We start from the raw sequence: 11,929 nt of genomic DNA, 5'->3' as shown, positions 1-11,929 counted from the left end.
CACCCCGCGTCCCTTCCGGATGCTCACCGTCCGGATCGCCAGGCCGCTATCCGTGTCCGACCGTCAGCGGGTCGAAGACGACGCGCGTCCGCGACCCGTCGTCCGCCCACCTCACCTCGACCGTTCCCGTGTCCCCGGCCACGGTCACCTCGCTCACCGCCCCGGACAGCGGCGCCGCGCCGGGCTCGGCGGTGAGCGAGGCGAGCGCCACGAACAGCGCCGTCCCCTCCGCCTCTCCGGTCAGCCGGGGGACCACCGCCCAGCGGGTGTACGCCGTGCCCTGCGGTGCGCGGACCTCGTCCCGCGTCTGCCAGCCGTGCAGACCGTGCAGGGCTGAGCGCACGGTCTCCTCGGGGCCGGTCGCCCAGCCCGTCTGCTGTACGAGCGATCCGGGCGGCGCGCCGAGTACCCGGTGCGCGCGCAGTTCGTACCGGCCCCGGACCACGATGACGCTCTCCACCCGCAGACCTGGCACCATGGGCGCGCCCGAGGAGAAGACGGGCAGATGAGCGGAGGCGGCCCAGCCCCAGCCGTCCCCGTCCCCCGCGCCGAGCGGCTGGATCCGGCGCCGTCCGCTGACCGCGCCCGCGATCTCGACGGTCAGCTGGTTGTCCGCGGCATTCGCCGCCGCCGTGGGACCGGTGTGGGTCGAGTACGACTGCCGGCTGTAGAGCGGATCGTCCGCCACACCCGACTCGCCCTCGTGCGGCCGGATGTGGTCGCTGCCGTGGTTGTGCAGCCGTACGATCCCGTCCGCCCGGGTGGAGTGCGCCAGCAGCCCCGGCGCGGGGAGGGCGAGCACCCGGTCGGGTCCCTCGCTGGGCGCCGCTTCCTCGGTGGCCGTCCACAGCGGATGGTCCCGGGGAGCGAGCAGCGCGACGAACGCCTTGGACGCCCAGTACGGCGAGGCGGGACCCGAGTAGGACTGGAGGGTCGCCTCGTGCGGACCGTGCCAGCCGAGGCTGAGCAGCCCGTCCGTACCCGTCGCGCCCCGGTCGAGGAAGTAGCGCAGCGAGCCGTTCACCAGCCGCCGCGACACGCCCGGCGCGAGCGGGGTGTGTCCGGTGACCGCGCCCAGGCCGACCGCCGCGCTCGCCGCGAACCGGTAGGTCAGCGAGCGGCCGAAGTGGACCGGCGCCCCGTCGGCGCCGAACAGCAGGGAGAAGCCCTCCAGATGCTCGCGCAGCCGGCCGCCGTAGGGCGAGGACGCCTCCGTGTCACCGGCCAGCAGAGTGTCCAGGACCGGATAGAGGTGCAGGGCCCAGCCGTTGTAGTGGTCGAAGGCGCGGCCGTCACCGTCGGCGTACCAGCCCTGGCCGCGGTACCACCCCTCCATCAGATCGCGCGCCCGCTCCCGCGCGCGTGCCGTCTCCGCGTCGCCACGCCCCACCGACTCCAGGAACCCGGCCACCGAATAGGGGAACAGATACCAGTTGTTGGGCGCCGGGGTGTGCCGGAGCGCGCCGCGCAGCCACTCCTCGGCGCGGTCGCGCACCCCGGAGTCCAGCCGGTCCCAGAGCCAGGCCCTGGTCAGCCGGAGCCCGAGGGCCACGGACGCGGACTCGACCATGGGCTGGCCCCGCACATGGTGGTCGAGGATCAGCGGCCAGGACTCGGTGTCCTCCCGTCCCGGGGTACGGGTCCCGGCCGCGAGCCCGTCCGCGTACCGGTCGAGCCAGCCGTGCGGATCCTCGCCCCCCGCTCCCGCCACCCGGAAGGCGGCGGCGAGGAACGTACGGGCGTAGCCCTCCAGACCGTCCGAGCGCACGCCCGAGCGGGAGGGCCGTCCCGGCAGATCGAGCAGCGCGCGGCCGGGGGTGGCCCACCGCCAGGCGGCCCGCAGCAGACCGTCCGCCGTGGCCTCCCAGTGCGCGCGGGTGTAACCGGTGTACGGGCTCAGCGTCCGGTCCTCCGCGGGGAGTTCGAACGCGGGCCTCGCGGGCACGGGCTGTACGAGGGGTGAGGTCATGCGAGGAACGCCAGCCTTTCGCGTCGTACGGGATGGGCGAAGCCGTCGCCCGCGGCCCAGCGTTCGACCTCGCCGACCGCCAGATCGGCCAGCCGCCGGGTCTCATTGCCCTGCGAACCGGCGAGATGCGGGGTGATCAGCGCGTTCTCACAGGTCCACAGCGGATGGTCCGGCGGCAGTGTCTCCGGCTCCGTGACATCGAGGACGGCCCGGATCCGGTCCTGCCCGAGGACATCGGTGAGGGCGTCCTGGTCGACGACGGCGCCGCGCGAGGTGTTGATGAGCACGCTGTCCGGGCGCATGGAGGTGAGCAGTTCCCGGCTGACGAGCCCGCGGGTGGCGGGCAGCAGGGGGGTGTGGACGCTCACTGTGTCGCTGTGCGCGAACAGTTCGCCGAGTCCGACGGGCCGGACACCGAGCGCCGCCGCCTCCTCGTCGGAGACATACGGATCGTGCAGCAGCACCCGGAAGTCGTACGGCCGCAGCAGTTCGATGACGCGCCGGCCGATCAGCGAGGCGGACAGAATGCCCACCGTACGGCCGTAGTTGCCCACGTTGCCGTTCATGCCGAGCCAGTCGTCGCGATCGCGCGCGGCGCGGTAGCCGCGGGCCCGTTCCAGCGCGCGCTTGCCGGAGAGCAGGATCATCGCGACGGTGTACTCCGCCACCGGCAGGGCGTTGGCGGCGGCGGCCGAGGACACCTCGATGCCGCGCTCCCAGCAGGCTTCGGTGATATGGCCCCGGATGGTGCCCGCCGTGTGGGCGACGGCACGCAGCCGGGGCGCCAGGTCCAGTACGGCCCGGTCGAGGGGCGGGCAGCCCCAGCCGGTGATGAGGATCTCCACATCCGCGAGCGTGGCGCGGGCGCGGCCGGTGGTGAAGTCGTCGAGGACGGGCGGTGGTGTCAGCTCGCAGACCGCGCCGAGGGCGGCCAGCGTCTCGGGCCCGAGGACCGCGGCCGCGGCATCCGGTTTCATGGCGAGGGCGGCTCGCGGACGGGCACGTACGGTCGGTGCGGTGGGCATCTCTCTCCTGGTACGACGGGGCCTGGTACGGGAAGACGGCGGCCGGTGGGGCCCGGCCGGCTACTTGACGGCGCCGGCGGTGAGGCCCGACCGCCAGAAGCGCTGGAGCAGTGCGAAGGCGAGGAGCAGCGGCAGGACCGCGAGCAGCGAACCCATGATCACCACGGGGTAGTACTCCGGTGAGACGGAGGCGGAGCTGTTCCATGTGTAGAGGCCGAGGCTCACCGGATAGAGGTCCTGGTCCGAGAGCATCACCATGGGCAGGAAGAAATTGTTCCAGATCGCGGTGAGCTGGAAGAGGAAGACGGTGACGAGGCCGGGGCCGAGCATCCGCAGGGCGACCCGTACATAGGTGGTCAGTTCACCGGCCCCGTCCACCCGCGCCGCTTCGAGGACCTCGTTGGGCACATACCCCTGACTGAAGATCCGGCCGAGATAGACGCCGAAGGGGTTGAAGAGCACCGGGATGAAGACCGACCAGAAGGTGTTCACCAGACCCGTGCCCGACGCCATCAGATAGAGCGGCAGCGCGAGCACGGTCTGCGGCACCATCACGGCCGCGAGGACGAGACCGAACAGTTTCTCCTTGTGGCGGAACCGGTACTTGTCGAACGCGTAACCGCAGGCGATGGAGACCAGCGCACCGAGCGCGGCGCCCACGACCGCGTACAGCAGGCTGTTGCCGTACCACCGGCCGTACAGCCCGCCGTCCATCGCGAACACGTCCTTGAGGTTGCGCAGCAAGGAGAAGTCGCTCAGCGACAGCAGATCGCTGCTGAACAGCGCGTCGCGGTCCTTGGTGGCGGCGAGCACCAGCCAGAGCACCGGCAGCAGGGTGTACAGCACCGAGATGCCCACGACGAGGTTGACGACCGAGCGGCCGAGCAGACGCGGGCGCAGCGAGGCCGCGACGGGGGTGGTGCCGGTCGCGCTCATCGGGCGGCCTCCTCTTGGGCGTTGGCGCGGTTGGTCCAGCGGGTCACGCCGTAGGAGAGGGCGATCGTGCAGAGCAGCAGGACGACGGAGGCGGCGGCCGCCAGTCCGTAGTTGTTACGGGTGAACGCCGCGTCGTAGATGTACATGCTGGGCGAGAAACGCGAGCTGATCATCGGGGTGGACTGGCTGAGCAGCATCGGCTCGGTGAAGAGCTGGAGAGCGAAGATCAGGGTGAACATCGCGACCATCACGATCGACGAGCGCACGAGCGGCGTCTTGACCTGGAGGGCGGTACGTACCGGCCCCGCCCCGTCGACGACCGACGCCTCGATGACCTCGCGCGGTACGGCCTGGAGGGCGGCGTAGAAGACGACCATGTTGTAGCCGAGGTTGCTCCACAGGGCGATGTTCACGATGGACGGCAGCACGGTGTGCACACCGAGGAAGTCGACGGTGATATCGGCCTTGCCGAGCAGGTCGATCACCGGACTGATGCCGGGCGTGTACAGATACAGCCAGATGAGGGCGGCGATGATGCCGGGCACGGCGTGCGGCAGGAACAGTGCGAGCTGGGCCCAGGACCGCAGGCGCACCACCCCGGAGTCGAGCAGCAGCGCCAGCACCAACGCGCCGATCACCAGCACGGGGATATAGACCACGCAGTAGAGGACGACGGTGCCGAGTCCGCCGAGGAAGGTCGGGTCGGTGAGGACGGCGGTGTAGCTGCGCAGTCCGGCGAAGACCGTGCGCTCCGGGCCGAATCCCAGTCCCGGCTGGTCGTCGCTGAAGAAACTCAGCCAGACGGCCGTCCCGACGGGGATCAGGAAGACCGTCACCAGAAGGACGAAGAAGGGGGTCATCAGGACGCCGGCGGCGCCGAGTTCACGGCGCCGGGCGGACCTCCGGCCGCCGCGTGCGGGCGCGCCGGTGGTGCGGTCCGGCCGGCCGGCCGTGGCCGCGGCCGTCGCGGTCGCGGTGGCCGGGGTGGTGAGGGTGCCGGCCAGGGACTTGCTGACGGGGTTGCTCATGGGGTGTCACCTGCCTTTCTGCTGCTGGTACGAGGGGTCGCGGGTCAGCTGTCGCGCTCGGTGACGGCCAGCCCCAGCGCCCTCAGATCCGGCATGGTGCCCTTCTGGGCCGCGCGCATCGCCTCGATCAGCGAGCCCTGGCCGCCGCTCGCCCGTGCGAAACCGTCCTGCATGACCTTGATGGTGGCCGTCATCCGAGGTCCCCAGATCCAGCCGTCACGGACCTTGCGCGCCTCCTCTTCGAAGAGCCGGTAGATGTCCTGACCGCTGTAGTAGGAACGGTCGAACGCCTCGCGGCCGACGGCGACGAGGCCGGGCGCGGCCGGATACTGGCTGCTGGCGCCGCTGGAGAGCCGGGCGCGCAGCGCGTCGGGGTGCGAGATCTGCCACTCGATGAACTCCATGGCCGCCTCGGGGTGTTCGCTGTCCTTGGTGACCGCGAAGGTGGAGCCGCCGTGGGTGGCGACGCTGGGTCGGGCCGGGTCCCACTGGGGGAGCGGCGCGATGGCCCAGTCGCCCTTCTGGCCGGGCCGGGCTTTCATCTGCGCCCCGGCGTCCCAGGCGCCGCTGAGCCGGGCCAGCACTTTGCCGGTGCCGATCTGGGCGTCGCTCTGCCGGCTCTCCACCGGGTTCGCGAAGACCAGATCCTGGTCGATCAGCCGCTGCCAGTACGCCGCGACGCGGCGGGTCGGCGCGTCGGTGAGCGAGACGGTCCAGGAACCGCCCGCGGTGTCGAACCACTGGGCGCCCGCCTGCCAGGCGAACGAGGCGAACTGGGGGCCTCCGTCGGTGGCGAAGAGCGCGAGACGCCGGTCGCGCGACGCGCTCCGTACCCTCCTGGCCGTCTCCTCGAACTCGTCCCAGGTGCGGGGTACTTCGAGCCCGTACTCCCTGAAGAGATCGGTGCGGTAGTGCATCACCATGGGCTCGAAGTCGAGCGGCAGACTGAAGACGCGCTGCTCGAAGGTGGTCAGGCCGAGCGCCTGCGGCAGCAGCTTGGCGCGCAGTCCGTCGCTGACCAGATCGGTGATGTCACGGGCGACACCGTCGATGGCGAAGCCGGGCACCTGGGGGTATTCGATGGTGGCGATGTCCGGCGCGTTGCCCGCGCGGGCGGCGTTGCTGAGCTTCGCGTAACCGCCCTGGCCCCCGGAGGGGATCTGCTGGAAGTCGACCTGGACGCGGTCGTGGCTCCGGTTGAACGCGTCCACCACTTCCTGGCTGCCGCGCAGGGCGGACCAGAAGGTGATGCGCGTGGCCCGTCCGCTGCGTGCGGAGATGGTGTTCGTACTGCTCGTGCTGCGCGATCCCGAGTCCGCGCCGCCCCCGGTGCAGGCGCTGAGCGCACCTGTCAGGGGCAGCGCGGCGATCGTGGCGAGCACGGATCGACGGCTCTGTCGACCAGGCATGGGCGCCTCCCGCGGCTCCGGTATGAGACACGGGGAATCCTGATCGCCTGATCAGAAGGGGTCAATAGATCGCTCAGAAGAAAATCAAAGCGGTCAAACGCTCAGTTATCTCCGGGGGTTGGACGGGACACCGGCGGCTGTGTCGAACCGCGTACCTTCAGCGTGGGCAGCAGCTCGATCCTGCGCACCGGGCCGGCGGCGCCGAGCGGCCGGGCCAGCCGGTGCAACAGCAGTTCGGCGGCGGCCCGCCCGACCTCCGCCTTGGGCGGGGAGACCGCCGTCAACGGGGTGCTGCCCAGCGCCGCGACCACATCGTCGTACGCCACCACCGAGCAGTCACGCGGCACCCGCACCCCTTGTTCGGCGAGCCGCTGCACCAGCATCAGCGCGTCGACGTCGCCGTGCAGGACGGCGGCCGTGGCCCGGCGCTCGGCCAGCAGCGCGGCGAGATCGAGGGGGGTACGGTCACGCGTGGCGTCGCCGAGCCTGGCGGGGTCGTCCTGCTCGGGGCCCGGCACCGCGTCGGGTGAGCTGAGGACCACCGACCAGTCCTCCACCTCGGGCCGGGCGGCGGCGATCTCGGCGAAGGCGTGGCGCACGCTGCGCGCCGTCGGACTGTCGTCGCGGGCGGCCAGCACGATCCGCCGGTGGCCCAGCGTGACCAGATGATCGACCGCGAGATACGTCCCGTACCAGTGATCGGAACACACCGAGTCCAGGGCGTGCAGCGCGCTGCCCGGCCGGGGACGCCGCTCCATCAGCACGGTCGGCACCGCCACCTCGGACAGCCAGCCGTAATCCGCCGCCTCCGAGACCGCGCCGCGCCACCTCGGCGCGATCAGCAGCCCACGCGCGCCGGCCGCCAGCGCCGCTTCCACCAGGGGCCGTTCGGCGCCGGGCGCCTGCGGCGCGATATGCAGGGCGATCCGCATCCCGGCCTCCTCCAGCACGGGCCGGGCGCCGTACGCCGCTTCGTACAGATACGAATGCCGCTCCGGCACCACCAGCGCGACGGGCCCGCCCTCCCGCCCCGGCTCCTCGGTCCGCGCCGCCGGGACCGTGACCTCCTCGACGGCCCCCACCGGACGGGCCACGCCGTGCCCGCGCCGCAGCCTCCCGGCGCGGGCCAGCTCCTCGACGTCCCGCCGTACCGTGACCACCGAGACATCCAGCTCCGAGGCGAGCACGCTCACCTTGACCGCGCCCCGCGACCGCACCACCGCCAGGATCCGCTGACGCCTGAGCTCGACCGGCTCCCGCATGCTGTTGGCCCCCTTGCCGCTACCACCGCGCTCTGTTCGTTTGCATGTTTCGTATGAGCGCTTGGAGCCGCAGCATAGCGATCGCCCGCGATCAGCCGTCGGCGTTCCCCGGCGGCGCCGCGGCGGGGCCCGTGGCCGGGGGAGGCGTTCGGGGCTGCCAGCCCGGCCGTCTCACCAGGTGCCCGAGCCGGTCCCGCCAGCTGTCCGCCCGCGCGAGATCGCGCCCGAGGGCCGCGTACTCGTGAGTGGCGACCCTGAGGGGGTTGAAGGTGTCGATGTTCTTGGTGAGTCCGTAGACGGGACGTTCCGCCTCCTCGGCGTAGGTGCCGAACATCCGGTCCCAGATCATCAGGATCCCGCCGAAGTTCCGGTCCAGGTAGTCGCCTTGAGAGGCGTGGTGCACCCGGTGGTTGGCAGGGGTGTTGATCACCCTCTCGATCGGCCTCGGAAGGCGGCCGATCCGGTCGGTGTGCAGCCAGAACTGGGAGATCATATTGATTCCGCCGCTGAGGAAGACCGCCCACGGAGGCACTCCGGCCAGCACGAGCGGGATGAAGAAGAGCTGTGAGGTCAGCCCGGTCCACGGCTGGCGAACGGCCGTGGAGAAGTTGTACTTCCGGCTCGAATGGTGGACCACGTGAGCGGCCCACAGGAGCCGGACGAGATGGTGCTCGCGGTGCATCCAGTAGTAACAGAAGTCCTGCGCGAGCAGGATGAGCGGGAAGGTCACCCAGGTGACCTCGATCCGCAGCGGGGTGAGTTCGTGGAGCAGGACGAATCCCGCCAGCGCGATCGCCTTGTACAAAACGTCGACAAGGGCGGCGCCCGATCCGACGGTGAGGCTGGCCGCGGTGTCCCGGACGCTGTAGCCGCTGGCGCTCTCGTCCGGATGCAGGCGGTAGTAGATCATCTCGATGATGATCAGCAGGACGAAGGCCGGAGCCGACCAGATCAGTACGTGCTCGTAGTTCATCGAACCTCCTGTCGGAGCGATTCCCTCCGACTCGGAGTATCGGAGCGGAACGCTCCGACAGGCAATAGGCTGGACGCCGTGAATACGCCGACCCCCCTCGGGGATACGCCGACCCCCCTCGGGCGCCGCGCCGGAGGCCGTCACGGCAGGCAGTCCGAGGCTCAACGCAACGATCTCCTGGTGCTCTCGGCCGCCCGCGCCGTCTTCGCGGAGCAGGGACCCGACGCTCCCGTCTCGGCCGTGGCCGAGCGCGCCGGGGTCGGGGTGGGCACCCTCTACCGCCGGTACGGCAGCAAGGTCCAGCTCGTCCAGCGCCTGTGCGCCGTCGCCATCGCGCTGACCATCGACGCGCTCCGGGAAGCGACGGCGGACGACAGCGGCGGCTGGGACAGCCTGGCCCGCTACGTCGGCCGCGCCGTCGACGAACGCGTGGGTGCCTTCGCCTCGTTGGCCGGCACCTTTCCCGTGACCCCTGAGGTGGCGCGCCACAACGAGGAGGCCAGGGAGCAGCTGGAGCGGCTCATGAGGAAGGGGTACGAGGACGGATCGGTGCGCGAGGACGTCACGGCGCTCGACATCACCCACACCATCGAGCTGTTCAGCCGCTACCCCCGGCGCACCGACGAGGACCGGCTCGCCCAGCGACGGATGCTCGCCATCGCCCTGGACGGGCTGCGCCCGGGGAGCCCCGAACTGCCCGGTCCACGACCGGAGTGGGACGACTACCGCAGGACGTGGCAGCACGGCTGACGGCCCGCCGGTCCCGGTCGTCAGGACGTGTCAGCACAACAGGTTCAGGGCTCCGGGCAGCACACGAACCGTGACCGGCAGGGCGGCCTCGACCTCGCCGTCCGCGCCGTAGGGCAGGTCCCGGTCGCACTCGATGCGCACCTCCCGCCCTCGCAGGGTCTCCACCTGCCGCCGGTGCACATGTGCGCCGCTCCTGAGCTCGTTCATCACGGCGAAGAACAGCAGCCGGGAGACCTGGTGGATGATGACGACATCGAGCACGCCGTCGTCCACGGCCGCGGCGGGTGCGATGCGCCGGCCGAAGCCGTAGTAACCGGAGTTGGCCACGACGACGGTGAAGCCCCTGCGGTGATGGACGGTGCCGTCGACGGTGACGCGGTATCCGGCCGGGCGCCAGCTCATCACGGCGCGCAGCCCGCCCGCGTAGTAGGAGGCGGCGCCGCGCAGCAGACGGCTCTGGTTGGCATGGCGGTTGGCCAGCGCGTCGACGCCGGCGTAGACGCTGCCGAGGACGGGCATGCGGTCGTGGACGGCCGACTCGACCTCGATGACGTCCGTCGCCCTCGGTTCGCCGCGCAGGAGCAGTTCGGCGAGCCGGCCCGGCCCGGCGGGCAGCCCGACCGCGCGGGCGAAGTCGTTCCCACGGCCGGCGGGCACGATCCCGCCGACCGCGTCGGTCCCCGCGAGAGCGCCGACGACGCGGCCCGTCAAGCCGTCACCGCCGACGCCCAGCACGATCCGGCCCCATCCCGCGGCCCCCAGGGCCAGTTCCCGCGCGTGGGAGAGACTGCGGCTGTACTCGACTTCCAGCTCGGCGCCGGCCTCGCGCAGCAGTCCTGCGAGGGGGATGAGGGCCGCCGCCGGCCTCGCGCCTCCCGCGGTCGGGTTGACGACGGCCGTGAACTGTCGCATGGCTACGCTCCGGTGGGCGGGGACGGTACGGGCGGCACGGGTGGCACGGGCGGCAGAAGAATGCCGGGGTTGAGGATGCCGGACGGATCGAGCCGGTCCTTCACCGCGTGCAGGATCCCGACGCCGAGAGGCCCGATCTCCTGGGCGTACCAGTCACGGTGGTCGGTGCCCACACCGTGGTGATGGCTGATGGTGCCGCCCGACGCGAGGATCGCCTCGCCCGCCGCCCGTTTGGCGAGCGCCCAGCGGTCCACCGGGTCGTCGCCCTGCGCGCAGAGCACCGTGAAGTACAGCGACGCGCCCGTCGGGTAGACGTGCGAGACATGGCACATGACCACGGGGGGAGCGCCCGCGCCGGTCAGGGTGGTGGTGAGCGCGGCCCGTACGTTCTCGTAGAGCGCGGGAATGTCGAACCAGAACGCCGCGGTCTCCAGCGTCTCGGCGAACGCCCCGATGTCCAGCAGGGCATCGCGCAGATACGGCGCGGAGTAGCGGCCGCCGACCCACTTCTCCCCGGGTGCCTCGCCGAGGAACACCCCGCCGCGGTCGCGCAGTTCGGCGTGGGTGCGCGTTCTGCGTTCCGACACCTCCACCGCGGTGCCCTCGTAGCCGACGACCGCCAGACAGCCCGTGCCGGAACCGGGGGAGGAACCGATGGAGCCTGGGTCGGCCAGGCCGATGAACGTCTCGGTCTCGTCGGACAGCCGCAGCACGGTGGGCGGCGGCCCGTTCTGGGCGAGCGCCCGCAGCGCGTCCCGGCCCGCCGCGAACGAGCCGAAACTCCAGCCCTCGTAGGCACGGGTCCCGGGGGCGGGGTGCACGCGCACCGTCACCGACGTGATCACGCCGAACGCGCCCTCGGAGCCCAGCACCAGCTGCCGCAGGTCGGGCCCGGCGGCCGAACGCGGAGCGCGCCCGATGTCCAGGGTCCCTTCGGGCGTGGCCACCCGCAGGGCCGTCACCATGTCGTCGAAACGGCCATAACCCGCCGACGCCTGCCCGCTCGAACGCGCGGCGGCGAAACCGCCGATCGTCGCCCACTCGTAGGACTGCGGGAAGTGGCCGAGGGTGAAGCCCTGTCCGGCGAGAAGCGCCTCGGCCTCGGGCCCGCGCAGTCCGGGTTGCAGGACCGCGGTACGGGAGACCGTGTCCAAGGAGATCAGCCGGTTCATTCTGCGCAGGTCGAGAGCGATGAAGCAGTCATGCGTACCGGGGGCCAGCCCACCGACCACGCTGGTGCCGCCCCCGAAGGGGACGACCGCGACCCGGTGCCGGGAGCAGGCCCGCAGGACCGCCAGCACTTCGTCGTGGCCGGCGGGCAGGACCACCGCGTCGGGTGCGTCGTCGACCGCGCCGGTACGTATCCGGAGCAGGTCGCTGGTCGACTTGCCGCGAGTGTGGCGGACCCGGCTCTCGGCGTCGGTGAGGACATGTCCGGCGCCCACGATCCGTCCGACCGCCGCTTCGGCGTCCGGGGTCAGCCGGCCGGCGCGCGGCTCGACGGCCGTCAGCTCCACCGGCCGTCCGTCACCGGGCCGCACGCCGAGCAGTTCGCCCAGTACGCCGGTGATCCGGCCGGGCAGGGGCGCCGCTCTGCCCGGGTCTCCCCATCCGCTCCACAGCATGTGCGTCGGGTCCATCCGCATCCTCGCTTGTCCTCGCGGC

Annotated in this window: 10 protein-coding genes; 1 reads left to right on the top strand and 9 read right to left on the bottom strand. The window is 71.7% G+C overall.

Annotation, left to right across the window (positions count from 1 at the left end; translation table 11 throughout):
- Window positions 1–46: 46 nt before the first annotated feature.
- The 7 genes from ACFRKB_RS10290 to ACFRKB_RS10260 all read right to left on the bottom strand — a co-directional run bounded on the left by ACFRKB_RS10290 (window position 47) and on the right by ACFRKB_RS10260 (window position 8,602).
- Window positions 47–1,969, bottom strand: coding sequence for a DUF2264 domain-containing protein (locus tag ACFRKB_RS10290; protein WP_383104897.1), 1,923 nt, complete (start codon window positions 1,967–1,969; stop codon window positions 47–49).
- Window positions 1,966–2,994: a hydroxyacid dehydrogenase gene (locus ACFRKB_RS10285; protein WP_383104895.1), complete on the bottom strand. Its 1,029-nt coding sequence runs from the start codon at window positions 2,992–2,994 to the stop codon at window positions 1,966–1,968. Before ACFRKB_RS10285 ends, ACFRKB_RS10290 begins: the two co-directional genes overlap by 4 nt.
- Before the next feature lie 60 nt (window positions 2,995–3,054).
- Window positions 3,055–3,930: a carbohydrate ABC transporter permease gene (locus ACFRKB_RS10280; protein ID WP_383104893.1), complete on the bottom strand. Its 876-nt coding sequence runs from the start codon at window positions 3,928–3,930 to the stop codon at window positions 3,055–3,057.
- A complete protein-coding gene (locus tag ACFRKB_RS10275; RefSeq protein WP_383104891.1) occupies window positions 3,927–4,958 on the bottom strand; it encodes a carbohydrate ABC transporter permease in 1,032 nt (343 codons plus the stop codon). The genes ACFRKB_RS10280 and ACFRKB_RS10275 overlap by 4 nt, the downstream gene beginning before the upstream one ends.
- A gap of 44 nt (window positions 4,959–5,002) precedes the next feature.
- Complete coding sequence (locus tag ACFRKB_RS10270) at window positions 5,003–6,367, bottom strand: ABC transporter substrate-binding protein (protein ID WP_383104889.1); 1,365 nt, start codon at window positions 6,365–6,367, stop codon at window positions 5,003–5,005.
- Window positions 6,368–6,468: 101 nt separating this feature from the next.
- Complete coding sequence (locus tag ACFRKB_RS10265; protein WP_383104888.1) at window positions 6,469–7,629, bottom strand: substrate-binding domain-containing protein; 1,161 nt, start codon at window positions 7,627–7,629, stop codon at window positions 6,469–6,471.
- A 91-nt stretch (window positions 7,630–7,720) separates the two neighbouring features.
- A complete protein-coding gene (locus ACFRKB_RS10260) occupies window positions 7,721–8,602 on the bottom strand; it encodes a sterol desaturase family protein (protein WP_383104887.1) in 882 nt (293 codons plus the stop codon).
- Between the two features lie 78 nt (window positions 8,603–8,680).
- Here ACFRKB_RS10260 and ACFRKB_RS10255 point away from each other — a divergent pair, with 78 nt between their 5' ends.
- Window positions 8,681–9,352: a TetR/AcrR family transcriptional regulator gene (locus ACFRKB_RS10255; RefSeq protein ID WP_383104886.1), complete on the top strand. Its 672-nt coding sequence runs from the start codon at window positions 8,681–8,683 to the stop codon at window positions 9,350–9,352.
- Window positions 9,353–9,382: 30 nt separating this feature from the next.
- Here ACFRKB_RS10255 and ACFRKB_RS10250 read toward each other — a convergent pair whose 3' ends face one another.
- Complete coding sequence (locus ACFRKB_RS10250; RefSeq protein ID WP_383104884.1) at window positions 9,383–10,264, bottom strand: diacylglycerol/lipid kinase family protein; 882 nt, start codon at window positions 10,262–10,264, stop codon at window positions 9,383–9,385.
- 2 nt (window positions 10,265–10,266) lie between these two features.
- A complete protein-coding gene (locus tag ACFRKB_RS10245; RefSeq protein WP_383104882.1) occupies window positions 10,267–11,910 on the bottom strand; it encodes an FAD-binding oxidoreductase in 1,644 nt (547 codons plus the stop codon).
- Window positions 11,911–11,929 lie beyond the last annotated feature (19 nt).

The sequence above is a fragment of the Streptomyces scopuliridis genome (assembly GCF_042790125.1).
GTDB lineage: Bacteria > Actinomycetota > Actinomycetes > Streptomycetales > Streptomycetaceae > Streptomyces > Streptomyces scopuliridis_A.
The sequence above is the reverse complement of the archived record's forward strand: the minus strand, read 5'-3'. Positions and strand labels throughout refer to the sequence as shown.